The organism is Sphingomonas sp., assembly GCF_035714405.1.
Taxonomy (GTDB): domain Bacteria; phylum Pseudomonadota; class Alphaproteobacteria; order Sphingomonadales; family Sphingomonadaceae; genus Sphingomonas.
On record NZ_DASTMA010000020.1, the window covers coordinates 28556 to 50841 of the forward strand.

22 protein-coding genes are annotated in these 22286 nt (G+C 69.3%); 16 read left to right on the forward strand and 6 right to left on the reverse strand.

What is annotated here, in order from left to right; genetic code table 11:
* Positions 1 to 4: 4 nt before the first annotated feature.
* A complete protein-coding gene (locus VFQ64_RS12390; RefSeq protein WP_325103643.1) occupies positions 5 to 1495 on the reverse strand; it encodes a M23 family metallopeptidase in 1491 nt (496 codons plus the stop codon).
* Positions 1496 to 1670: 175 nt separating this feature from the next.
* Here VFQ64_RS12390 and VFQ64_RS12395 point away from each other — a divergent pair, with 175 nt between their 5' ends.
* The 6 genes from VFQ64_RS12395 to VFQ64_RS12420 all read left to right on the forward strand — a co-directional run bounded on the left by VFQ64_RS12395 (position 1671) and on the right by VFQ64_RS12420 (position 7386).
* Positions 1671 to 4304 (forward strand): helicase-related protein, encoded by a 2634-nt coding sequence (locus VFQ64_RS12395; RefSeq protein WP_325103644.1) that lies wholly within the window; start codon positions 1671 to 1673, stop codon positions 4302 to 4304.
* 4 nt (positions 4305 to 4308) lie between these two features.
* Positions 4309 to 4587, forward strand: coding sequence for an RNA-binding S4 domain-containing protein (locus VFQ64_RS12400; protein WP_325103664.1), 279 nt, complete (start codon positions 4309 to 4311; stop codon positions 4585 to 4587).
* A 49-nt stretch (positions 4588 to 4636) separates the two neighbouring features.
* Positions 4637 to 4978 (forward strand): ferredoxin FdxA, encoded by a 342-nt coding sequence (fdxA, locus tag VFQ64_RS12405; RefSeq protein ID WP_325103645.1) that lies wholly within the window; start codon positions 4637 to 4639, stop codon positions 4976 to 4978.
* A gap of 179 nt (positions 4979 to 5157) precedes the next feature.
* Positions 5158 to 5691, forward strand: coding sequence for a CarD family transcriptional regulator (locus VFQ64_RS12410; RefSeq protein ID WP_325103646.1), 534 nt, complete (start codon positions 5158 to 5160; stop codon positions 5689 to 5691).
* A 207-nt stretch (positions 5692 to 5898) separates the two neighbouring features.
* Entirely contained in the window at positions 5899 to 6639 is a 741-nt protein-coding gene (locus tag VFQ64_RS12415; RefSeq protein WP_325103647.1) for a head GIN domain-containing protein, read from the forward strand.
* Positions 6640 to 6690: 51 nt separating this feature from the next.
* Positions 6691 to 7386 (forward strand): GIN domain-containing protein, encoded by a 696-nt coding sequence (locus VFQ64_RS12420; RefSeq protein WP_325103648.1) that lies wholly within the window; start codon positions 6691 to 6693, stop codon positions 7384 to 7386.
* A gap of 165 nt (positions 7387 to 7551) precedes the next feature.
* Here VFQ64_RS12420 and VFQ64_RS12425 read toward each other — a convergent pair whose 3' ends face one another.
* Both VFQ64_RS12425 and mgtE read right to left on the reverse strand, forming a co-directional pair.
* The gene (locus tag VFQ64_RS12425; protein WP_325103649.1) at positions 7552 to 7953 is read right to left on the reverse strand and encodes a DUF1489 domain-containing protein; all 402 of its coding nucleotides are present in this window, start codon (positions 7951 to 7953) and stop codon (positions 7552 to 7554) included.
* Between the two features lie 31 nt (positions 7954 to 7984).
* Positions 7985 to 9388, reverse strand: a complete 1404-nt coding sequence (gene mgtE, locus VFQ64_RS12430; protein ID WP_325103650.1) for a magnesium transporter — start codon at positions 9386 to 9388, stop codon at positions 7985 to 7987.
* Positions 9389 to 9500: 112 nt separating this feature from the next.
* On the opposite strand from mgtE, the gene VFQ64_RS12435 reads away from it, so the two are divergent.
* Positions 9501 to 9968 (forward strand): peptidylprolyl isomerase, encoded by a 468-nt coding sequence (locus VFQ64_RS12435; RefSeq protein ID WP_325103651.1) that lies wholly within the window; start codon positions 9501 to 9503, stop codon positions 9966 to 9968.
* Between the two features lie 18 nt (positions 9969 to 9986).
* Here VFQ64_RS12435 and VFQ64_RS12440 read toward each other — a convergent pair whose 3' ends face one another.
* Entirely contained in the window at positions 9987 to 10895 is a 909-nt protein-coding gene (locus VFQ64_RS12440) for a LysR substrate-binding domain-containing protein (protein ID WP_325103652.1), read from the reverse strand.
* Positions 10896 to 11204: 309 nt separating this feature from the next.
* On the opposite strand from VFQ64_RS12440, the gene VFQ64_RS12445 reads away from it, so the two are divergent.
* On the forward strand, positions 11205 to 13499 hold the full coding sequence (locus VFQ64_RS12445; RefSeq protein ID WP_325103653.1) for a CDC48 family AAA ATPase: 2295 nt from the start codon (positions 11205 to 11207) through the stop codon (positions 13497 to 13499).
* A 55-nt stretch (positions 13500 to 13554) separates the two neighbouring features.
* Positions 13555 to 13881 carry a hypothetical protein gene (locus tag VFQ64_RS12450; protein WP_325103654.1) on the forward strand — a complete coding sequence of 109 codons (327 nt, stop codon included), beginning with the start codon at positions 13555 to 13557 and terminating at the stop codon, positions 13879 to 13881.
* A 10-nt stretch (positions 13882 to 13891) separates the two neighbouring features.
* Here VFQ64_RS12450 and VFQ64_RS12455 read toward each other — a convergent pair whose 3' ends face one another.
* Positions 13892 to 14455, reverse strand: coding sequence for a helix-turn-helix transcriptional regulator (locus tag VFQ64_RS12455; RefSeq protein WP_325103655.1), 564 nt, complete (start codon positions 14453 to 14455; stop codon positions 13892 to 13894).
* Positions 14456 to 14542: 87 nt separating this feature from the next.
* Here VFQ64_RS12455 and VFQ64_RS12460 point away from each other — a divergent pair, with 87 nt between their 5' ends.
* Together VFQ64_RS12460 and dapF are read left to right on the forward strand one after the other, a co-directional pair.
* A complete protein-coding gene (locus VFQ64_RS12460; protein WP_325103656.1) occupies positions 14543 to 15001 on the forward strand; it encodes a DUF6456 domain-containing protein in 459 nt (152 codons plus the stop codon).
* Positions 15002 to 15064: 63 nt separating this feature from the next.
* Positions 15065 to 16003 carry a diaminopimelate epimerase gene (gene dapF, locus VFQ64_RS12465; RefSeq protein ID WP_325103657.1) on the forward strand — a complete coding sequence of 313 codons (939 nt, stop codon included), beginning with the start codon at positions 15065 to 15067 and terminating at the stop codon, positions 16001 to 16003.
* Positions 16004 to 16127: 124 nt separating this feature from the next.
* Here the strand turns inward: dapF and VFQ64_RS12470 are convergent, their stop codons facing one another.
* Positions 16128 to 17282 carry an acyl-CoA dehydrogenase family protein gene (locus VFQ64_RS12470; protein WP_325103658.1) on the reverse strand — a complete coding sequence of 385 codons (1155 nt, stop codon included), beginning with the start codon at positions 17280 to 17282 and terminating at the stop codon, positions 16128 to 16130.
* A 151-nt stretch (positions 17283 to 17433) separates the two neighbouring features.
* On the opposite strand from VFQ64_RS12470, the gene VFQ64_RS12475 reads away from it, so the two are divergent.
* The 5 genes from VFQ64_RS12475 to VFQ64_RS12495 all read left to right on the forward strand — a co-directional run.
* Positions 17434 to 18450: a fumarylacetoacetate hydrolase family protein gene (locus VFQ64_RS12475; protein ID WP_325103659.1), complete on the forward strand. Its 1017-nt coding sequence runs from the start codon at positions 17434 to 17436 to the stop codon at positions 18448 to 18450.
* Entirely contained in the window at positions 18447 to 19364 is a 918-nt protein-coding gene (locus VFQ64_RS12480; RefSeq protein WP_325103660.1) for a haloalkane dehalogenase, read from the forward strand. Before VFQ64_RS12475 ends, VFQ64_RS12480 begins: the two co-directional genes overlap by 4 nt.
* Before the next feature lie 61 nt (positions 19365 to 19425).
* Complete coding sequence (locus VFQ64_RS12485; protein WP_325103661.1) at positions 19426 to 20712, forward strand: 3-methyl-2-oxobutanoate dehydrogenase (2-methylpropanoyl-transferring) subunit alpha; 1287 nt, start codon at positions 19426 to 19428, stop codon at positions 20710 to 20712.
* Positions 20713 to 20789: 77 nt separating this feature from the next.
* Positions 20790 to 21794, forward strand: a complete 1005-nt coding sequence (locus VFQ64_RS12490) for an alpha-ketoacid dehydrogenase subunit beta (protein ID WP_325103665.1) — start codon at positions 20790 to 20792, stop codon at positions 21792 to 21794.
* Between the two features lie 5 nt (positions 21795 to 21799).
* Positions 21800 to 22286: biotin/lipoyl-containing protein (locus tag VFQ64_RS12495; RefSeq protein ID WP_325103662.1), on the forward strand; the 487-nt coding region annotated here is incomplete at its 3' end.

Here is a 22286-nt window from a genome sequence, read left to right on the forward strand (position 1 = left end):
GACGCTAATCGCCAACGCCGACCCCCAACAGCTCCCGCACCCGCGCCTTGAACCTGCGCAGCTCGCCGCCCGACAGGCTCGCCACGCTCGTGAACGAGATCGAACGCGGGTTGATCGCGCGGCCGTTCTTCCACACCTCCCAGTGCAGATGCGGGCCGGTCGACATGCCGGTCGAGCCGACATAGCCGATCACCTCGCCCTGGCGGACGCGCTGGCCGGCGCGGACCGCGAACCGGCTCATATGGCCATAGCCGCTGCCCAGTCCGCCGCCATGCTGGAGCTTGACGAAATTGCCGTAGCCGCCGGCCCGGCCCGCGGCCTGCACGACGCCGTCGAGCACGGCATAGATCGGCGCGCCGTGCGGAGCGCCGATGTCCATGCCCTTGTGGAGTCGCCGGAAGAACAGCACCGGGTGGGTGCGATAGCCGAAGTTCGAGGTGATGCGGCCGTGGGTGGGCATGCCCATGAAGCCACGGCGCTCGTTCTGGCCATTGGCGTCCCACCATTCCTCGCCGTTGTCGCCGGCCCAGCGGACCAGCTGCAGCGGCTTGCCCCCCCCGACATTGGCACGCTCGATCGCCGCGAGCTGCAGCTTGCCCAGTCGTGTCTCGCCGGTGGCGGCGCGCTCGCGGTCGATGACCATGTCGAAGCGCGCGTCCGCGCCGATGTCGCGGCCGATCGACAGCTTGCCAGCGAGCGCGCGGATATAGGTCTCGACCAGCTTTGCCGGCGCGCCGGCGGCGCGGGCAGAGCGATACAGCGAGCCGCCGACCGTCCCCTGGATGCGCAGCGGCGTGTTGTCGATCGCGATCGGATGACGGTTGAGCGCGAGGCCATCCCCGGCGCGCGTCAGCGACACGGCGAGGTCGAACCGCGCCCGCATCTCCAGCTTCTCGAGCGGCCGGGCGACCATCTTGCTGGAGCGGCGGCCGAGCGTCAGCGCGATGCGCGTGCCCGGCGCGATGTCGCCCAATGCCACCGTTTCGCGCACCAGCGACGCTGCGCGGCTGGCGTCATTGCGCCCCACACCGGCGCGCTCCAGCACCCGGTCAAAGGCATCGCCCTCGCCGAGCGTGGCGGCGAGCTCGATCAGCGGCCGTTCGGGCGCCTCAGCCAGCGTGGTGACGAGATCGTTGGCGGCCATGCGCCGCCCGGTGGAGCCGCCCCAGGCGAGCGGGGCGATGCCCTGCGCGCGCGCTTCTTCCCACTGCTCGCCAGCGAGCGGCGCGGGGACGGTGCCGGTCAGCGGCCCCAGGTCGGGGCTGAGGAAATACCAGGTACCCGCGCACAGCGCCGTGCAGGTCGCGAGCCCGCGCCACCAGGCGCGGCCGCCGATCGCGGCGCCCAGATCGGGCACCCAGTCGACGGCGGCGACTTGTTCTCGCAGCCGCTCCCATCCGGTAAGCGGGGCAGTGGGAGCGGCGGGCGCGCGGCCGAACGAGCGGGCGACGCCCGCGCCGGCGAACTCCAGCCCATGATCGTTCCGCAGAAACACGCTCGCGCCGGCTCCATTCGCCGTTCCCCCCGGCGCGGGTCGAGCGGGTGTGGGGCAGAAAGGTTAATGTCAAACCAACTGGCAGCGTCGGCGCGACGAGGCGTGAGCGGTGCGCGGCGAGAGGATGTGATACCAAGTCATTGCGCCCGCACGGCAAAGCCACGATGTTGCACCCATGACCGTGCGTCCCGGATCCGTCACCGCCGTGCTCGGGCCGACCAATACCGGCAAGACGCACCTCGCGATCGAGCGGATGTGCGCGCATTCGTCCGGGATCATCGGCTTCCCGCTGCGGCTGCTGGCGCGCGAGGTCTATGACCGGGTGGTGGCGATCAAGGGTGCGAACCAGGTCGCGCTGGTGACCGGCGAGGAGAAGATCGTCCCCAAGGACGCGCGCTGGTTCCTGTGTACCGCCGAGTCGATGCCGCAGCACGAGACCGCGTTCCTGGCGCTGGACGAGGCGCAGCTCGGCGCCGACCCGGAGCGGGGCCATGTCTTCACCGACCGGCTGCTGCGCTATCGCGGCCGCGAGGAGACGATGATCCTGGGATCGGAGGCGCTGCGGCCGATGATCCGCGCGCTGATTCCCGACGCGGAAATCGTCGCCCGACCGCGTTTCTCGACGCTGACCTATGCCGGCGCCAAGAAGATCAGCCGGCTGCCCAAGCGGTCGGTCGTCGTCGCGTTCAGCGCCGAGGAGGTCTATGCCGTCGCGGAGATGCTGCGCCGCCTGCGCGGGGGCGCTGCGGTGGTGATGGGGGCACTGTCCCCACGCACCCGCAACGCCCAGGTGGCGATGTTCCAGGCGGGTGAGGTCGATTACCTCGTCGCCACCGATGCCATCGGCATGGGGCTGAACATGGACGTGGCGCATGTCGCCTTTGCGTCGCTGCACAAGTTCGACGGGCGCCGGCAGCGCCGCCTGACTGTCGCGGAGATGGCGCAGATCGCGGGGCGGGCGGGGCGACACCAGCGCGACGGCACCTTCGGCGCGGTGACCGAGGAAGGGCCCGGCGCGTTCGGGCCGGAGGAGGTACTGGCGATCGAGGAGCACCGCTTCCCGCGTCTCGACCACCTCTACTGGCGCGACGGCGAGCCCGACCTGTCGAGCATCGACGCACTGATCGCGAGCCTGGAACGCAAGCCCGACAGCCTGGTGCTGCGCCCGGCACCGCAGGCGCTCGACCTCGGCGTGCTGAAGCGCCTGGCCGACGAACCGGGCCTGCGCGACCGGGTGCGCTCGCCGTCCGCGGTGGCGCGACTATGGGCGGCGTGCGGCATTCCCGACTTCCGCAAGGTCGGGCTCGATCCGCACACGCGCTATGTGTCGCGGATCTTCGGCTGGCTGGCGGAGGGCCACATCCCGCACCAGTGGTTCGCCGATGAGATCGCGCGGCTCGACACGGTGGCGGGCGATGTCGAGACGCTGGCGGGGCGTGTCGCGGCGGTGCGCACCTATGCCTACATCGCCCACCGGCCGAACTGGCTCGCCGACCCCGCGCATTGGGCGGAGCGGACCCGTGCGATCGAGGAGCGACTGTCGGACGCGCTCCACGCCAGCCTGACGCAGCGCTTCGTCGACAAGCGTACCACCGCGCTGATGCGCCAGCTGGGCGCCGGCGCCAGCGCAATGCCGGTGGTGATCGGCGCCGAGGGCGAGGTGCTGGTCGAGGACCATCCGATCGGGCGGCTCGACGGCTTCCGTTTCACCGTCGCCAGCGATGCGCGCGCGGGCGACAAGCGCCTGCTGCTGGCGGCGGCGGAGAAGCGGCTCGGGGGCGAGCGCGCGAAGCGGGCGGGGGAGTTGGTCGGAGGGGGGGACGAGGCGTTCGCGCTGGGGTTTGATGAAAGCGGCGAACCCGTCCCAGAGCACCTCCCCGGGGAAGGCCGGGGCCCGGTGGCCACGCACTCGGAGGTGAAGGACGGGCCTCAGCCACCAGACAGCTCGATACTGGGCCCCGGCCTTCGCCGGGGAAGAAACTTGGGGCGTGATCCGGTCATCATCTGGCAAAGCCACCCCGTCGCCACCCTCGTTCCCGGCCCCTCGCCCGCCCGCCCCCTCGTCAAGCTCGACCGCGCTCTCGACGCGCTGGAACCGCCGGCGCGCACGGGGGTGAAGGCGCGGCTGGAGCGGTGGCTCGCCGATCAGCTCGCGCGGCGCGTCCCCGCACTCGGCCAACTCGCCGATCTCGCGCGCGATCGGACGGTGAGCCCGGGATTGCGGGTGATCGCCGGCGCGCTGGAAACCGCAGGCGGGATCGCGCCGCGCCGCCCGCTCGGCGTTTCGCTCGACGCGTTGCCGGCGGCCGAGCGCAAGGCCCTGCGCCAGGCGGGCGTCACCATCGGCGCGCTCGATCTGTTCGTGCCCGCGCTGCTCAAGCCGGAGGCGGCGCGCTGGCGACGGCTGCTGCTGGGCCTCAAGGGCGCACCGCCGCCGTTGCCGGCGATCGGCGCGACCGTGCTGCCGCGCGGCGCGCCTGGGGCGGTGCTCGCCTCGGGCTTTCGTCCGCTCGGCAGCCAGGCGGTGCGCGTTGATCTGGTCGAGCGGATCGCGCGTGGCGCCTTCGACGCGCGGGCGGGCCGCAAGCCCTTCGCGCCCGACCCCGCGCTCGCCACGTCGATGGGGCTGGAGGCCGCCACGCTTGCGCGGCTGATGGCGGAGCTGGGCTTCCGCCATGTCGCGCCGGAGGCTCCGGTCACGGAGAGCCGCTGGGTGTGGCGCGGCCGCCCGCCGGTCGCCACAGCCGCACCCGTGGCGCGCCCCGATGGCGCGTTCGCCGCACTGGCGGAGTGGGCGCGGCTTGCCTGACACGATGCGGCTCGACCGCTTCCTGTGGTGGGCGCGCCTCGCCAAGACGCGATCCGCCGCGCAGGCGATCGCTGCCGATGGCCGTTTGCGCATCGATGGCCGGGCCGTCGGCCGGGCCCATGTCGCGGTGCGCGTCGGCAACGTCCTCACCTATGCCGCCGGGTCGCAGGTGCGCGTGCTCCGCGTGGAGGCGCTGCCGACGCGGCGCGGTCCGGCGCCGGAGGCACAGGCCTGTTATGCCGATCTCGCTGCAAACGTCTCGCAACAACCGTCCGCCGATTGACGCAACCGCCCGACGCGGCCTAGCAGCACGGCGTTCGAAGGAGCCTCCCATGACCTACGTCGTCACCGACGCCTGCATCCGCTGCAAGTATATGGACTGCGTCGAGGTGTGCCCGGTCGATTGCTTCTACGAGGGCGAGACGATGCTGGTCATCAACCCGTCCGAATGCATCGACTGCGGTGTGTGTGAGCCCGAATGCCCGGCCGAAGCGATCCTGCCCGACACCGAGAGCGGGCTGGAACAGTGGCTGGAGCTCAACGCCACCTTCTCCGCCAATTGGCCCAACGTGACCCGCAAGGGCGACCAGACCCCCGCCGACGCCGACGAGCACAAGGGCGAGGAGGGCAAGTACGACAAATACTTCACGCCCGAGGCGGGGGCCGGGGACTGATCCTGGCCCGACTGTGCCAGCTATGCTGACGGAAAGCTGGTAATTTTCTTTCAACGGTGTTATAGTTCCACGCGACGGGCGATTCCGCCCGCTTGTGTCACTTAACGCCCACTCTCGCGGCCTCGACGGGTGTTCGCGCCCCTTGCCGCGTGACGATTGGGCCCAGGGAAAGAACCCTCATGGCTGCCAAGGCGCTGATCTTCGATGTCGGTGATTATGTGGTGTACCCCAAGCATGGCGTCGGTCGCGTCATCGAGCTGCAGAAACAGGAAATCGCGGGGCTCAGCCTCGAACTGTATGTGCTCCGTTTTGAAAAGGAGCGGATGACGCTCCGCGTACCGACCAACAAGGCCGAGTCCGTGGGCATGCGCAAGCTGTCGTCGGACAAGACGATGCAGGAGGCGATGGACACGCTGAAGGGCAAGCCCAAGGTCAAGCGCACCATGTGGTCGCGTCGCGCGCAGGAGTACGAGGCGAAGATCAACTCGGGCGATCTCGTCTCGATCGCCGAGGTGACGCGCGACCTGTTCCGGGCCGAGGATCAGCCCGAACAGTCTTACTCCGAGCGCCAGATCTTCGAGGCCGCGTGCAGCCGCCTGGCGCGCGAACTCGCCGCGATGGAGCAGATCGACGAACCCGCCGCGCAGGTAAAGATCCTCGACATCCTCCGCGCAGCCGCCGCGATCTACAACAAGGACAAGGTGCCGGCTTGAGGCTTCCGTCACCCTGAACTTGTTTCAGGGTCCATGCGCGATGGCCATGCCAAACGGGCCGTTGCTCATTGGGGCGGGCCGTAGCGCATGGATGCTGAAACGAATTCAGCATGACGGGTGAAAGGGCGGTCTTGCGGTCCGCCCTTTTTCGTTTGCGCGGCCGCGGCTGTGTGTTACTCTCCCGACACACCCACGGGAGTCTCGACCATGCGCACCGTCCTCTTCATCGCCGCGATCCTGCCGCTCGCCGCCTGCAGCGTCAGCGCCGGTACCGGCGATGCCGATGACGGCACCCCCGGCATCGCCGCGCAGGGCTCCGGCAACACCCGCACCTTCGCCGTTTCGGACTTCACCGCCGTCGATCTGCGCGGCGCCGACGATGTCGATGTCCGGGTCGGTCCGGGCTTCTCGGTCCGCGCCGATGGCGACGCGGAGCTGCTCGATCATCTCAAGATCAGCAAGGACGGCAACACGCTGCGCATCGCGCGCCTCCGCAAGGACGGTTGGAACTGGAGCGGCACGGAGGCCAGGATCTCGGTTACCTTGCCGCAACTGGGCGTGGCGTCCGTCGCGGGCTCCGGCGACATGACCGTCGACCGCGTCACTGGCGCTAGCTTCAAGGGCGCGGCCGCAGGCTCCGGTAGCATCGAGGTCGCGGCTCTGCAGGTCGAACGCGCCGACATCTCGCTGGCGGGATCCGGCGACGTCAAGCTCGCCGGCACCGCCAAGCAGTTGCAGGTCAGCATCGCCGGCTCCGGCGATGTCGACGCGGGCGGGCTCAGGGCGAGCCAGGCCGAGGTCTCGATCGCCGGGTCCGGCAGCGTCCGCGCCGAGGTCGAGGGGCCTGCAAAGGTCAACGTCATGGGCTCGGGCGACGTCGATCTCGGCGGCAAGGCGCGGTGCCAGACCAGCAAGATGGGTTCGGGCACGATCCGCTGCGGCGGCTGAGCCTACGGCGGTAGCTTGCCTTGGGGGAGCGCCGGTGCGACGCTGACGGCCATGTTGCGCTTCCTCCCGCTCCTCCTTCTGACGCTCGCCGGCGTCGCGTCCGCCGCCGAGCGCAGGCTGTCGATCAACAGCTTCGAGCGGGTGCGGGTCGAAGGCGCCTTCCAGGTCGCCATCGTCACCGGCCGTTCGCCCTCGGCAATGGTGTCGGGTGACGCCGGCGCGCTCGAGCAGGTCGAAGTCCGGGTGGACGGCACGACGCTGGTGGTGCGCAACCGAACCGAGAAGTGGACGGCGCAGCGCCGATCGCAGACACCGTTAACGGTCACGCTCGCCACACCGGTGCTGGTCGGCGCGCATGTGCTGGGCGGCGGCGCGCTGACCGTGACCGGCGCGAAGACGCAACGGCTCGACCTGTCGGTCGCTGGCGCGGGCAGCATCGCGGTGACCGGGGCGGAGGTGGAGCAGGCCAACGCGACGGTGATCGGCAACGGCCAGATCGCCCTCGCCGGCCGCGCGGCACGGGCACGGCTGATGCTCAACGGGGCGGGCAAGCTCGACGCCGACAAGCTGGTCGCGGGCGATGTGACGGTGCGCGTCGACGGTGCCGGCGAGGCGACCGCCCGGGCGCGCTACACCGCCAACGTGACCAACACCGGGCTCGGCCGCATCGCGGTCGCGGGAACGCCGAAATGCATGGTCAGAAGCGACGCCGGCGGGCCGGTGACGTGCGGGCTCACACCCAGGTAGCTGCGCGTCTTCCCCGGCGAGTTCCTGCCCGCCCCAAGCTCCTCCCAGCGAAGGTAGGGGTCCAGTTTCGGGCTGCCGAGTTGGACAGGGCCGACCTCTCCGACTGAAACCGTAGCAACTGGGCCCCGGCCTCCGCCGGGGAAGAGGCCGCACAGAAACAGCCGCTCAGATCAACGCCAGCTCCGCCAGCTTTCCCATCAGACCCGGCGGCAGCTCCGCCAGCCCGGTCTCGTCGCCGTGCAGGTCACCCGGGGCATCGGCCTGCTCCAGATAGCGCCAGCCCTGATGCGCGCGCTTGGGTCGCGCCCGCACCAGCACCAGTTCGGCGGCGAGGTGGATCGCCACCCGCCCGCCGTCCGCCTCGCCAAAGTGGAGGATGGCCGAACGCGCGACCAGCTGATGCTTGATGATCCAGAACAGCGACCCCGCCCCCGCGACCTCCTCGTGCCGTTTGGGCAGGTAGCGCGTCGTCAGGAACAGCGGCCCCGCCTCGGCACGCGAGCGCAGACGTTCGGCGAGGTGCTCAGTGCTGCTCGCGCCGAAAGCCACTTTGGTGAGGTGGAGCATAGTGGTCGATGTGGGCTGGCCCGCCGCCCGGTCAACCCATTGAGACGAGGCCGGTCGCGACCGCCAGCCCGAGAAAGGCGAAGAACCCCATCGAATCGGTCACCATCGTCACGAACACCGACGAGGCGACCGCCGGGTCCTGGTTCAGCCGCTCCAGCGTCACCGGCACGATCACCCCCGCCAACCCCGCGACGGCGACATTGATGACGATCGCGCCGGCGATCACCATGCCGAGCTGGACGTTGCCGAACCACGCCCCCGCGCCCAGCCCGAGCAGCAGCGCCACCGTCACGCCGTTCATCAATGCTACCATCAGCTCGCGGCGGATGGTGCGGATCGTGTTCGACTGGGTGAGCTGGTTGGTGGCGAGCGCGCGCACGGCCACCGCCATCGTCTGCGTTCCCGCATTGCCACCGATCGACGCGACAATCGGCATCAGGATGGCGAGTGCCACCATCTGCTCGATCGCGCCGCCGAACGCCGCGATGATCGACGACGCGATCGCGGCGGTGAACAGGTTGGAGATCAGCCAGCGGACGCGTGCGACATAGCTGTCGAACACCGGCTCGTTGATGTCGCCTTCGCCGGCACCCGACAGCAGCAGCGCGTCCTCGCCGGCTTCCTGCTGGATGATGTGGACGATGTCGTCGACGGTGATCATGCCGACCAGCCGGCCGGCATCGTCGATAACCGCGGCCGAGATCAGCGCGTATTTCTGGAAACGGAGTGCCACCTCCTCCTGGTCCATGTCGACCGGGATCAGCGTCTGCTCGCGCTTCATCACGTCGGCCATCGGCACGGCGCGGGGCGTACGCAGGATCCAGGACAGCGCGCAGGTGCCGACCGGATGGTGGCCGCGATCGACCACGAACACTTCCCAGAAGTCGGTGGTCAGGTCGTCATGGCCGCGCAGATAGTCGATCGTGTCGCCGACCGTCCAATGTTCCGGCACCGCGATCAGCTCGCGCTGCATCAATCGGCCGGCGGATTCTTCCGGGAAGCTCAGCGCCTCCTCGATCGCGGCACGATCGTCCGGCTCCATCGCGCGCAGCACCTCGCGCTGCTCGTCGGCGTCGAGATCCTCGATGATCGCGACCGCGTCGTCGGTGTCGAGCTCGGCGGCGATGTCGGCGACCTGGCGCGCGGACAGCTCGTCCATCAGGTCCTCGCGGACCCAGTCGTTCATCTCCGCGAACACGTCGGCATCGAGCAGGTCGGCAAGCGCGGCGGCGAGCGCGTCGCGGTCGTCGGCCGGGGCAAGCTCGAACAGGTCGGCGATGTCGGCGGGGTGCAGCGGCGCGACCAGCGCGCGCGCGTCCTCGGCGTCGCCGGCGCGGACCGCGTCGAGCACCGCATCGACGAACCCGGGGCGCAGCCGGTCGTCGCGGTCGAGCTGATCGCCGGCGACGGTTTCAGGAAGCTCGACCTCGCTCATCGTCGCCTCCCATGCCGGCTTGAGGCGGGCCTCCTACCGCGCTGCAGCGTGATTTGCCAGCGGCGCGCGCGCGGCCTACGGGCCTGCGCAACCCGCAACGGAGGAAATACCGATGGCCGATTTTCAGACGCTTACGCTGACCCTCGACGCTAATGGACAGGGGGGCGACGTCACGATCAAGCTACGTCCCGACCTGGCACCCGGGCACGTCGCCCGCATCGCGGAGCTGGCGAACGAGGGCTTCTACGACGGCGTTCCCTTTCACCGCGTCATCCCCGGCTTCATGGCGCAGGGCGGCGACGGCGGTAACGGCGACGGCACCGGCGGCTCCGCCAAGCCCAATCTGAAGGCGGAGTTCAACGCCGAGCCGCATGTGCGCGGCACCTGCTCGATGGCGCGCACCAATCAGCCCGACACCGCCAACGCACAGTTCTTCATCTGCTTCGACGACGCGCGCTTCCTCGACAAGCAGTACACCGTCTGGGGCCAGGTCACGTCCGGCATGGAGCTGGTCGACGCGCTGCCGACCGGCGAGCCGCCGCGCAATCCCGGCAAGATCGTCAAGGCACGCGCGGAGTGATTCTGTGCTCCCCCGCCGTCAACGCGGTGGGGGAGCCGGCTGATCCTCGCTGCCGAGCATCCAGATCAGCCAGTCCCGGAACATCCTGACCGGCTTGGTTTGCAGGGCCTTGGGGCGGCACACGAACCAGTAGGAATAGGGGCTCTCGACCCGGATCCCGAACAACCGCGCCAGTCGCGGATCGGCGGCGTCGACGAAGTGGCTTTCATGCATGAAGGCGATGCCCAACCCTTGCGCGGCAGCCTCAAGCATCAGCTGGCCCGAATCGAAATAGTCGATCGCCAGCGGCTCGACATCGCCGACCCCGGCAGCACCTCGCCAGGCTTCGAAGGTGTCGGGCATGTCGCGATGCACCAGCACCGTCAGCTGCGCCAGCTGCCGGGGGTCGGTGACCGGCTCGGATCCGTCGAGCAGCGCGCGCGCGCCGATCGGGTAGACGCTGTTGCGGTCGAGCCGGTCGGCATGCAGCGCCGGATCGACGTCGCGCGCGAGCACGATCGCGGCGTCGAGGCCATCGCCCAGCCGGGTCACGCCATGCCCGGCGGTGTCGATGTCGAGGTGCAGCTCGGGATGGTCCCGGCGTAGCTCGCCCAGCCGCGGGAACAGCCGCTGGGAGGCATACAACGGCAGCACCCCCAGCCGCAGCCGCAACAGCTCGGTGCCGCTGGTCAGCGCCTCGACCGCGTCCGACAGCTGGTCGAGGACGGGTGCGAGGTGGCTCAACAGCCGCTCGCCATCGGCGTTGAGCACCACCGCCTGATGCCGCCGGTCGAACACCGGCTTGCCCATGAATCGCTCCAGCGCCTGCACCCGGCGGCTGAGCGCGGGTGCGGACAGCGACAGCTCCTCCGCCGCGGCCTTGACCGAACCGAGCCTCGCGACTTGCACGAACGCCTCGATCGCGCCCAACGGTGGCAACCGACGCATCCCGTTCCCCTCTCTCGCCAATCCTCGGTTGCGATTGCGTTCTTTGCAACCGTAGAAAATCCGTTCGCACTTGCAACATAAAATGCTGCGGCGCATTTAGATGAGGCCTTTCAGGCATCCTCTCCTATAAACTTTCATACGCCGGCCGCCCCAACGGGCAGCCGGCGTTTTTTTTGCGCAGCGCCCAAGACGCGCAAGCACGGCCGGCAGGTTGCGCAGCGAACCGGTCCGACGACGACGTGGCTCCTGACCTTTTTATCACGGAACCCCCGGCCCACCTCCCGCGCTTGCCTGCGTGAGGAGTACCCGATGGCCGACGCCGACCCGACGACCCGCAAGATCCAGGTGGCCAACAGCCGGCCGGAGGACTCCGGCCGCGGCCTCGCGCACGTGCCGCGCGCGCTGATGGCGGCGCTGGGCATCGCCGAGGGCGACGTGATCGAGATCGTCGGCAAGAACTCCACGCCGGCGCGCGCGGTGCAGCCCTATACCGAGGACGAGGGCCTCGACCTGCTCCGCATCGACGGGCTTCAGCGCGCCAATGCCGGCGTCGGCTCGGGCGATTTCGTCGAGGTGCGCAAGGCGGACTCGAAGCCCGCGACGCGCGTCGTCTTCGCCCCCGCCCAGCAGAACCTGCGGCTGCAAGGCTCGACCAACGCGCTACGTCGCACTTTCTACGGCCGGCCGTTATGCGCGGGCAACGTCGTCGCGACCGCCGGGCACCAGCGCGTCGCCAACATGCCGCCGGGCGTCCAGCAGTTCATGAACGCGCCCGCCTATGCGCTGCAGGAAATCCGCCTGCTCGTCGTCTCGGCCGCGCCCAAGGGCATCGTCCATATCGACGAGAACACCGAAATCGAGCTGCGCCCCGAATATGCGGAGCCGGACGCCGCGCGCCGCGCCGATGTCACCTATGACGATCTCGGCGGCATGGGCGCGACGATCGACCAGCTGCGCGAGATGGTCGAGCTGCCGCTGCGTTATCCGGAGCTGTTCCAGCGGCTGGGCGTCGATCCGCCCAAGGGGCTGCTGCTCTATGGCCCGCCCGGTACCGGCAAGACCCGGCTCGCGCGCGCCGTCGCCAACGAATCGGACGCGCAGTTTTTCCTCATCAACGGCCCGGAGATCATGGGCTCCGCCTATGGCGAGTCCGAAGGGCGGCTGCGGTCGGTGTTCGAGGAGGCGAGCAAGAACTCGCCCTCGATCGTCTTCATCGACGAGATCGACTCGATCGCGCCCAAGCGCGGGCAGGTGTCCGGCGAGGCCGAAAAGCGCCTCGTGGCACAGCTGCTGACGCTGATGGACGGGCTGGAGGCGCGCGCCAATCTGGTGGTGATCGCCGCCACCAACCGGCCGGAGGCGATCGACGAGGCGTTGCGCCGGCCGGGCCGCTTCGACCGCGAGATCGTGGTCGGCGTCCCCGACGAGCGCGGGCGGCGCGAGATCCTCGGCATCCATACCCGCGGCATGCCGCTGGCGGACGGCGTCGATCTCGGCGAGCTGGCGCGCACCACCTATGGCTTCGTCGGCGCCGACCTTGCCGCCCTGGCGCGCGAGGCCGCGATCGAGGCGGTGCGCCGCATCATGCCCGAGCTCAACCTCGAGGAACGCACGATCCCGCCCGAGGTGCTCGACCGGCTGTCGGTCACCCGCGACGATTTTCTGGGTGCGTTGAAGCGCGTCCAGCCGTCGGCGATGCGCGAGGTGATGGTGGAGGCGCCGCGGGTCCGCTGGGAGGATGTCGGCGGCCTCGACGACGCGCAGATGCGGCTCAAGGAAGGCGTCGAACTGCCGCTCAAGGATCCCGACGCCTTCCGCCGCCTCGGCATCCGCCCGGCCAAGGGCTTCCTGCTCTATGGCCCGCCGGGTACCGGCAAGACCCTGCTCGCCAAGGCGGTGGCGCGCGAGGCGGAGGCGAACTTCATCGCCACCAAATCGTCGGACCTGCTGAGCAAATGGTACGGCGAGAGCGAGCAGCAGATCGCGCGGTTGTTCCAGCGCGCGCGCCAGGTGGCGCCGTGCGTGATCTTCATCGACGAGCTCGACAGCCTCGTTCCCGCGCGCGGCAGCGGGGGCGGCGAGCCGCAGGTAACCGAACGCGTGGTCAACACCATCCTCGCCGAGATGGACGGATTGGAGGAGCTGCAAGCGGTGGTCGTGATCGGCGCCACCAATCGGCCCAATCTGGTCGACCCCGCGCTGCTGCGTCCGGGGCGGTTCGACGAGCTGATTTATGTCGGCTTGCCCGACAAGCCGGGGCGTCGCCGCATCCTGGGCATCCAGACCGGCAAGATGCCGCTCGGCGCGGATGTCGACCTGGATGAGGTCGCGGCGCGCACCGATCGCTTCACCGGGGCCGACCTGGAGGACGTCGTCCGGCGCGCGGGGCTCGTGGCATTGCGCCGCTCGCTGCAATCGGCGGAGGTCACCATGGCCGACTTCGAAGCCGCGCTCGCCGACTCGCGCGCCAGCGTCACGCCCGAGGTCGAGCGCGAATATGAGCAGATGGCGTCGCGGCTGAAACAGGACGCCAACGCCATCCAGCCGCTGGGCTTCATTTCGCCGGGCCAACTGACGCCACGTGGCTCGAAGGGGGCCGATTGAGGGGCGCCCTATCGTTAACGGGCCGTTAGCCATTCGCGGTCACACCGGCCGGGCTATGTCGAACCAGCCCAATTATCCGACCGACGAACTGCCGTGGCGAAGTCGCCTGCTGCACCTCGTCGACGAGGTCTATAGCGGCACTGCCGGCCTGCCGCAGGGGGCGATCAAGGGCGCGTTCTCCACCCTCGATCAGCTCCGTGCAGCCGGCGCAGCGCAGGCCGACGTCAGCCATGTCGAGCGCGTCGCGGTCGAGCTGCACCACCTGCAGGCGCTGTGCGGCACCGCCGGCGCCGACTCCTTTCCGGCGAGGGCCGCGCGGCGCGGGATCCGCCGCTCGACGCTGGACTGGCTCCAGCAAACGCGTGTCGCCGACCTGGCCTGAGCGGCCGCGTCTACAACTCCCGCACCAGCCGCACCGCGCGCGCCACCCAGGGCGCATCTGCCACCACCTGCTGCCGCGCGCCCGGCCCCAGCGGCAGCAGGTGCAGCTTGCCGCCCTCGCGGTTCAACAGCCGCCCGAACAGGAAGCGCCCACCGGGTCGCGGCACCAGCACGTCCCGGTTGAGGGCCCTGGCAAAGTCGTCGGGCGCCAGCCGCTCGCACCAGATCTCGTCGCCGGCGCGATAGTCGCCGACGCCGCCGGTCACCGTCACCGCGACCAGCTCGGGCGCGGGCGTCGGCGGCATCACCGTGGCGGGTCGCCTGGGCGCGGTGGCGCCCGTCGCGTCCAGCTGTGCCGCGACCGGCAGCTCGGCGCGATCGGGCAGCTTGACGAGATCGCCGGCGGTCACCCCCAAGGCGGCCGCGATGCGGTTGAGCCAGCCGACCGAAACGGTGCGCGTTCCCGTTTCCAGCCGGCCGATGGTCTGGGCGGTGGTCGGCGGCACGCAGGCGCGCGCGACGTCGTCCAGCGTCATGCCCTTGGCGCGGCGCACTTCCCTTATGGCGGTGATCATCGGGTCTCTCCAACCGATCTGGTTTCTTCTCTGTCCTACAAACTTCCCGGCATGGCAAGCGAGCCTGCGAATCGGCGGGAGTGGCGCATGCGGGAACTGGTGGAACGTGGGTTGGACGAACATGGCGTGATCCGCGCCAAAGGCGCGACCCGGCGCAGCGTCACGGTCAACCTGCGCGAATCGCCGCTGAGCTGGCTGGCGTCACGCGGTCTACTGTCGGCACGGCAGATCGAGGCGGGCGAGCGGCTCCGCGCCGACTACGAACGCGCACAGCTGGCGCCCAGCGTGACGATGCGCTGGGCGGCGCGGGTGGATGGCGGCGCCGCTGAGCCGGACCCGACCACCGCGCAACTCGCCGCCAAGCAGCGGTTTGATGGCGCGATCACCGCCGCCGGGCCGGGGCTGGCGGAGCTGCTGTGGCGCGTCGTCTGCGCCGGCGAGGGGCTGCCGGCGGCGGAGCGGGCGTTCGGCTGGCCGACGCGCGCGGGCCGCGTCGTGCTCGGCCTGGCACTTGATCGGCTCGCCAGCCACTACAAGCTGCCGTGACGCGAACCCCACGATCGAATAGGTGTCGATGCCGGCAACTTCGACAACTTCGCGGAACGACTCATGCGGCTCGGTCTCATCAAGTGCCACGGTTCCGGTAACGACTTTCCCCTGCTCGACGCGCGCGCCGTCCGTCTCGATGACGAGGTCTGGGCGGCGGTTGCGGAAGCCCTCGCCGATCGTGCCGGGCCGGTCGGCGGCGACGGACTGCTGCTGCTGATCGCGGGGGATCGCAACCACGCGTTCGGGATGCGGATGTTCAACAGCGACGGGTCGGAGGCGGAGCTGTGCCTCAACGGCCTTCGCTGCGTCGCCCGCCTCGGCTTCGACCGCGAGGGGCTCGAGGAAGCGGCGATCCGCTGCAAGGCCTCGACCGTGCAGGCCGCGCGCGCCCCCGACCTTGCGCCCGGCGTCTACACGGTCCGCGAGGTCGCCGGCCCGGCGAGCCTCGATGTCACCGGCTGGCCGATGAACATCGGTGAGGTGGAGCATGTCGATGCGCCCCTGTCGCGCCTCGGTTCTGCCCGGGCGTTTACGGCCGTGGCGATGCCCAACCCGCATCTCGTCGCCTTCGTGGAAGAGATCGACGAGGACGAGCTGGTCGCGGTCGGCGAGGCGGCGCAGGACCAGCCCGCCTGGATGCCCAATCGTGCCAATGTGTCGTTCGTCGAGCTGCGCGAGGGCGGCCTGTTCGTCCGCACCTATGAGCGCGGCGTCGGGCTGACCGACAGTTGCGGCAGCGCGATGGCCGCCTCTACCTACGCCGCCTGCCTGACCGGGCGCATCGCCTTCGACACCGAAATCACGGTGTGGAACAAGGGTGGTCTGGTCCGCGCCGACGCGGAGATCGGCGGCGAGGTGACGCTGTCGGGCAACGCGACCTGGGAGTGGGAGGGCAGCGTCGACATCGATCCGGCCACGGGCGCGGTATCGGATGTGCAGGTGGACCGGCGGTTCGCCGATGAGGCGGCGGCCTGGGAGGGAGCGCGCTCCGCGGCCTAGCGCCTCGCCGGTGGACGCCGGAGCCCAGTCGGCCGCGCCGGGATAGAACACGAAGCTCGTCCGATCCCGGCAATCTGGGCCCCGGCTGCCGCCGGGGAGGCGGGGAAATTCGGGGCGAACGGCCCTACAGCTTCCGCCCGATCACCTCCTTCATGATCTCGTTGGTCCCGCCGTAAATCCGCGACACCCGCGCCGCGCGCCACTGCCGCGCGATCGGGTATTCGTTCATGTAGCCGGCGCCGCCGTGGAGCTGGAGGCACTTGTCCATCACCTCCCATTGCAGCTCGGTGTGCCACAGCTTCGCCGCCGCGCCCTCCTCGTTGGTGAGTTCACCTTTCAGGTGACGGGCGATCGCCCAGTCGAGATGCGCCCAGCCGACCTGCAGCTTGCTCTTCAGGTCGGCGAGCACGAAACGCGTGTTCTGGAAGTCGAACACCATCCCTGCGAACGCCTTGCGCTCCTTGGTAAAGGCGACGGTGTCGTCGAACGCGCGCTGTGCCGAGGCATGGGTGCCGACCGCGATCGAGAGGCGCTCCTGCGGCAACTGGCTCATCAGATAGATGAAGCCCTGTCCCTCCTCGCCCAGGCAGTTGGTCATCGGTACGCGCACGTCTTCGAAGAACAGCTCGCTGGTGTCGGCCGCGTCCTGGCCGATCTTGTCGAGCTTGCGGCCCTTGGAGAACCCCTCGCGGTCGCTCTCGACCAGGATGATCGACATGCCCTTCCAGGCAGGCTTGGCGTCGGGGTCGGTCTTGGCGACGACCAGCGTCAGATCGGTGTTCTGGCCGTTGGTGATATAGGTCTTCGATCCGTTGATGACGTAATGGTTGCCGTCCTTCTTGGCGGTGGTGCGGATCGACTGCAGGTCGCTGCCGGTGCCCGGCTCGGTCATGGCGATCGCGGTCACCACCTCGCCCGAGACGAGCTTGGGCAGCCATTCGCGCTTCTGTTCCTCGGACCCGTAATGTTCGAGATAGCCGACCACGATATCGGACTGGAGCGAGAAGCCGGCGGGGACGCCATTATAGCTCATCTCCTCATCGACGATGCAGTTGTAGCCGAAATCGAGGCCGAGGCCTCCATAAGCCTCCGGGACCGTCGGACACAGCATCCCGATCTCGCCCGCCTTGCGCCAGAAATCCTTGGGGACGAGCCGGTTCTTCTCCCAATCGTTGACGTGCGGGACGCCCTCTTTTTGCAGGAACGAGCGGACCGTCTGGCGAAACGCCTCGTGGTCCGCGGTGTAGGCGAGGCGGCCGGGGATGGTGTCGAGGGACATGGGGACTCCTTTGCCGCTTAAGGTGGCATAACGAAAGTTACGGGGCAATCCGTCGCCCCGGCCTTGAGCCGGGGTCCCGCTGCCTCTACCCCGTCAAGAAGAAGCGGGACCCCGGCTCAAGGCCGGGGCGACGATGTGGACAGGAGAGCGCATGAAACTGGCCAGCCTCAAGAGCGGGCGCGACGGCAAGCTCGTGATCGTGTCCGACGATCTCGCCTGGTATGCCGACGCCGCTCATGTCGCGCCGACGCTGCAGGCGGCACTGGACGACTGGAACCGGCTCGCACCCGACTTGCAGGTGCTCGCGACCGACGTCCGCAACCAGGCGATCCCGCTGGAACGTTTCCACGAGCACGATGCCGCCTCGCCGCTGCCGCGCGCCTATCAATGGGCGGACGGCTCGGCCTATGTGAATCATGTCGCGCTGGTGCGGCAGGCGCGGGCGGCGGAGATGCCCGACAGCTTCTGGCACGATCCGCTGATGTATCAGGGCGGCTCCGACGGCTTTCTCGGCCCGCGCGATCCGATCCCGCTCGCCGACGAGAGCTGGGGCTGCGACCTGGAGGCCGAAGTGGTCGTCGTCACCGGCGACGTGCCGCTCGGTGCCAGCCGTGAGGAGGCGCTGGCGAGCATCCTGCTGGTCGGGCTGACCAACGACGTCAGCCTGCGCAATCTCATCCCCGGCGAGCTCGGCAAGGGCTTCGGCTTTTTCCAGTCCAAGCCCGCGAGCGCCTTCAGCCCCGTGTTCGTCACCCCCGACGCACTGAGCGACTGGTGGCGGGACGGCAAGCTGCACCGCAAGCTGATGGTGGACCTCAACGGCCGCCCCTTCGGCCGCGCCGATGCGGGACAGGACATGACCTTCGACTTCGGCACGCTGGTCGCCCACGCAGCGAAGACGCGGAAGCTCGGCGCGGGCACCATCGTCGGTTCGGGCACCGTCTCCAATCGCGACGAAGGCGGCGGCCCCGGCAAGCCGATCAGCGCGGGCGGGGTGGGCTATTCCTGCCTCGCCGAGGTGCGCACGGTCGAGACGATCGCCGGCGGCAAGCCGGTGACGCCGTTCCTGAAGCGCGGCGACACGGTCCGCATCTGGGCCGAGGACGACCGTCACCATTCGATCTTCGGCGCCATCGAGCAGGTGGTGGGCGAGCAGACCGTCGGATGATTGCGGCGCTGCGCACCCCGGAGGAGCGGTTCGCGCACCTATCCGATTTCGACTTCCCGGTCCGCTACCTGGAGGGCGTGCCGGGGTATGAAGGCTTGCGCGGCGCCTATATCGACGCCGGGCCGGCCGCTGCGGAACGCACCTTCCTCTGCCTGCACGGCGAGCCGAGCTGGAGCTTCCTCTATCGCAAGATGATCCCGGTCTTCCTCGAAACCGGCGCGCGGGTGATCGCGCCCGACCTGATCGGCTTCGGCCGCTCGGACAAGCCGGTCGAGGAGGGCGCCTATTCGTTCGACTTCCACCGCGACTGGTTGCTTGCGTTGGTCGAGCGGCTGGAACTACGACGCGTCACGCTGGTGGTGCAGGACTGGGGCGGACTGCTCGGCCTGACGTTGCCGGTTGATCCAGAGTTCGCGGGTCGGCTGGAGCGGCTGATCGTGATGAACACCGCGCTCGCGGTCGGCGACCCGCCCGGCCCGGGGTTCGAAGCGTGGAAGGCTTACGCACTCGCCACCCACGACCTGCCGGTGGGCGACATCATCGCGGGCGGGACGCCGCACCTCACCGCGGCGGAGAAGGCAGGGTATGACGCGCCCTACCCGGATGCACGGTACAAGGCCGGCGCGCGCGTCTTCCCGGCGCTGGTGCCCGTCGCCCCGGACATGCCCGGCGCGGCGATCTCCCGGCAGGCGCGCGAATGGTGGTCGAACCATTGGAACGGCCCCAGCTTCATGGCCATAGGCGATGCCGATCCGGTGCTCGGGCCCCCCGCGATGCAGGCGTTGCGCCGGGTCATCAAGGGCTGCCCGGAGCCGATGATCGTCGTCGGCGGTGGTCATTTCGTGCAGGAATGGGGTGAGCCGATCGCGCGAGCCGCGCTCGAGGCCTTCGAGGCAAGTCTCGACCGGGCTTGAAATATTATTGCGTGAGCCCGACAGGGCGGAACGGGCGTTTCTGCCCGGTGAGAGGACGATCATGACCGGCGAGCGCCTGCGCGCCAACCTTCCCCCCTTGTCGCTGCACGTGCCCGAACCGAAGTTCCGGCCGGGCGACGAGGTCGATTTCGCCGAGGTCGACGTGCCCCCCGCCGGCGCCGCGCGGCGGCCCGACACCGCCGCGCCGGCGCGCGAGTTCACCGATCTCGCCTACACGCTGGTGCGCGTCCTCGACGAGGATGCGCGCGCGGTCGGGCCGTGGGATCCGAAGCTGTCGCCCGATCAGCTCCGCCGCATGCTGCGCGCGATGGCGCTGCTGCGCGCCTTCGACGAGCGCATGTTCCGCGCCCAGCGCCAGGGCAAGACCAGCTTCTACATGAAGGCGACCGGCGAGGAGGCGGTGGCGGTGCCCCAGGCCTTCGCACTCGACTTCGACGACATGTGCTTTCCGTCGTACCGCCAGCAGGGACTGCTGATCGCGCGCGGCTATCCGCTGGTCGAGATGATGAACCAGATCTACTCGAACAAGGGCGACAAGCTGCAAGGCAAGCAGCTGCCGATCATGTATTCGGCGAAGGATCACGGCTTCTTCTCGATCTCCGGCAATCTGGCGACGCAGTTCCCGCAGGCGGTCGGCTGGGCGATGGCATCGGCGGCGAAGGGCGACACGCGGATTGCGGCGGTCTGGTGCGGCGAGGGCTCGACCGCAGAGGGCGACTTCCACTCCGCCTGCACATTCGCCAGCGTCTATCGCGCGCCGGTGATCCTCAACGTCGTCAACAACCAGTGGGCGATCTCCAGTTTCTCCGGCTTCGCGGGCGCGGAGGCGACGACCTTCGCCGCGCGCGCGGTCGGCTATGGCATCGCCGGCCTGCGGGTCGACGGCAACGACGCGCTGGCGGTGTATGCGGCGACGCAGTGGGCGGCCGAGCGCGCGCGCACCAACCAGGGGCCGACGCTGATCGAGCATTTCACCTATCGCGCCGAGGGTCACTCGACCTCCGACGATCCGGGCCAATACCGCTCCGCCGGTGAGCCCAATGCCTGGCCGCTGGGCGATCCGATCCGCCGGCTCAAGGACCATCTCATCCAGCTTGGCGAGTGGGATGAGGAGCGCCATGCCGCGCAGGACAAGGAGCTCGCCGAGCAGGTCCGCGCCGATCAGAAGGAGGCGGAGAAAAACGGCATCCTCGGCCACGGCCTCCACCAGCCGCTCGACACCCTGTTCGACGGCGTCTTCGAGGAAATGCCGTGGCACCTGCAGGAGCAGCGCGCGCAGATGCTGGCGGAAGAGCAGGCGAGCGGACGGCCATGGGCGCGGAAATGACGATGAGAGAAAACGCAAGCCCGGTGAGGTCGGAAGCCGGGAACGTCGGCGGAGCAGACGCGCCCGCCACCACCCGCATGAACATGATCCAGGCGATCAACTCCGCCATGGACGTGATGCTGGCGCGCGACCCGGACGTGATCGTCATGGGCGAGGATGTCGGCTATTTCGGCGGCGTCTTCCGCGCCACCGCGGGGTTGCAGGCAAAGCACGGCAAGACCCGCGTGTTCGATACTCCGATCACCGAGATCGGCATCATCGGCGTCGCGATCGGCATGGGCGCCTATGGCCTGCGCCCGGTGCCCGAGATTCAGTTCGCCGACTATATCTACCCGGCGCTCGACCAGATCGTGTCGGAAGCGTCGCGGCTGCGTTATCGCTCCGCTGGCGAGTTCACCTCCCCGATCACCGTCCGCTCGCCGTTTGGCGGCGGCATCTTCGGCGGCCAGACGCACAGTCAAAGCCCCGAGGGCATCTTCACCCATGTCAGCGGCATCAAGACGGTGATCCCGTCCACGCCCTATGATGCCAAGGGCCTGCTGATCGCCGCGATCGAGGACAACGACCCGGTCCTCTTCTTCGAGCCCAAGCGCATCTACAACGGCCCGTTCAACGGCTATTGGGACCGGCCGTCGGAGAACTGGTCGAAGCACTCGGCAGGCGAGGTGCCGACCGGCTATTACCGGATCGACCTCGGCACCGCGAACGTGGTGCGAGCGGGCGAGGCGGTGACGATCCTGTGCTATGGCACGATGGTCCATGTCGTCGTCGCGACGGTGGCGGAGATGGGCGTGGACGCGGAAATCGTCGACCTGCGCACGCTGGTGCCGCTCGATATCGAGACGATCGAGGCGTCGGTCAGGAAGACCGGCCGCTGCATGATCGTCCACGAGGCGACGCGCACCGGCGGCTTCGGCGCGGAGCTGTCGGCGCTGGTGCAGGAGCGGTGCTTCTACCACCTCGAAGCGCCGATCGAGCGCGTCACCGGCTTCGACACGCCCTATCCGCACAGCCTCGAATGGGCCTATTTCCCCGGACCCGTCCGCATCGGCGAGGCGATCCGCAAAGTGATGAAGGACTGACCGCGATGGCCCGCTACAGTTTCCGCCTGCCCGACATCGGCGAGGGCATCTCGGAGGCCGAGATCGTCGCGTGGCACGTGGCGGTGGGCGAGCGCGTCGAGGAGGACGGCCGGCTCGCCGACATGATGACCGACAAGGCGACCGTGGAGATGGAGTCGCCCGTCGCCGGTATCGTGGTCGAGCTTGCAGGTGAGGTCGGCGACCAGATTCCGATCGGCTCGACGCTGGTGGTGATCGAGACCGACGCCGTCGAGGGCGAGCAGCCCTCCGCGCCGACGCCGGAAGCCGCGGCGGACCTGCCGCAAGCGCAACTCGAGGCGGAGAATCCGGGGGTCGAGGAGGCCACGACACCCGCTCCGTTCGTCCCGAGCGAAGTCGAGGGACCGGCCGCAAGCGACCTGCCTGCGACACGTGTCTCGACTGCGCTCGACACGAGCGGTGACGTGCGCCCACCGCTCGCCTCCCCCGCAGTGCGCCAGCGCGCGCGCGAAC

Excerpts from the sequence above, each read along its gene's own strand:
- VFQ64_RS12420 (WP_325103648.1), top strand. The coding sequence starts at position 6,691 with ATGTTGCGCTTCCTCCCGCTCCTCCTTCTGACGCTCGCCGGCGTCGCG.
- VFQ64_RS12455 (WP_325103655.1), bottom strand. The coding sequence starts at position 14,455 with ATGATCACCGCCATAAGGGAAGTGCGCCGCGCCAAGGGCATGACGCTG.
- VFQ64_RS12485 (WP_325103661.1), top strand. The coding sequence starts at position 19,426 with ATGACCGGCGAGCGCCTGCGCGCCAACCTTCCCCCCTTGTCGCTGCAC.
- VFQ64_RS12440 (WP_325103652.1), bottom strand. The coding sequence starts at position 10,895 with ATGCGTCGGTTGCCACCGTTGGGCGCGATCGAGGCGTTCGTGCAAGTC.
- dapF (WP_325103657.1), top strand. The coding sequence starts at position 15,065 with ATGCGGCTCGGTCTCATCAAGTGCCACGGTTCCGGTAACGACTTTCCC.
- VFQ64_RS12450 (WP_325103654.1), top strand. The coding sequence starts at position 13,555 with ATGTCGAACCAGCCCAATTATCCGACCGACGAACTGCCGTGGCGAAGT.
- VFQ64_RS12490 (WP_325103665.1), top strand. The coding sequence starts at position 20,790 with ATGAACATGATCCAGGCGATCAACTCCGCCATGGACGTGATGCTGGCG.
- VFQ64_RS12425 (WP_325103649.1), bottom strand. The coding sequence starts at position 7,953 with ATGCTCCACCTCACCAAAGTGGCTTTCGGCGCGAGCAGCACTGAGCAC.
- VFQ64_RS12395 (WP_325103644.1), top strand. The coding sequence starts at position 1,671 with ATGACCGTGCGTCCCGGATCCGTCACCGCCGTGCTCGGGCCGACCAAT.
- VFQ64_RS12480 (WP_325103660.1), top strand. The coding sequence starts at position 18,447 with ATGATTGCGGCGCTGCGCACCCCGGAGGAGCGGTTCGCGCACCTATCC.
- VFQ64_RS12415 (WP_325103647.1), top strand. The coding sequence starts at position 5,899 with ATGCGCACCGTCCTCTTCATCGCCGCGATCCTGCCGCTCGCCGCCTGC.
- VFQ64_RS12475 (WP_325103659.1), top strand. The coding sequence starts at position 17,434 with ATGAAACTGGCCAGCCTCAAGAGCGGGCGCGACGGCAAGCTCGTGATC.
- VFQ64_RS12445 (WP_325103653.1), top strand. The coding sequence starts at position 11,205 with ATGGCCGACGCCGACCCGACGACCCGCAAGATCCAGGTGGCCAACAGC.
- VFQ64_RS12400 (WP_325103664.1), top strand. The coding sequence starts at position 4,309 with ATGCGGCTCGACCGCTTCCTGTGGTGGGCGCGCCTCGCCAAGACGCGA.
- VFQ64_RS12435 (WP_325103651.1), top strand. The coding sequence starts at position 9,501 with ATGGCCGATTTTCAGACGCTTACGCTGACCCTCGACGCTAATGGACAG.
- VFQ64_RS12460 (WP_325103656.1), top strand. The coding sequence starts at position 14,543 with ATGCGGGAACTGGTGGAACGTGGGTTGGACGAACATGGCGTGATCCGC.
- mgtE (WP_325103650.1), bottom strand. The coding sequence starts at position 9,388 with ATGAGCGAGGTCGAGCTTCCTGAAACCGTCGCCGGCGATCAGCTCGAC.
- VFQ64_RS12410 (WP_325103646.1), top strand. The coding sequence starts at position 5,158 with ATGGCTGCCAAGGCGCTGATCTTCGATGTCGGTGATTATGTGGTGTAC.
- VFQ64_RS12470 (WP_325103658.1), bottom strand. The coding sequence starts at position 17,282 with ATGTCCCTCGACACCATCCCCGGCCGCCTCGCCTACACCGCGGACCAC.
- fdxA (WP_325103645.1), top strand. The coding sequence starts at position 4,637 with ATGACCTACGTCGTCACCGACGCCTGCATCCGCTGCAAGTATATGGAC.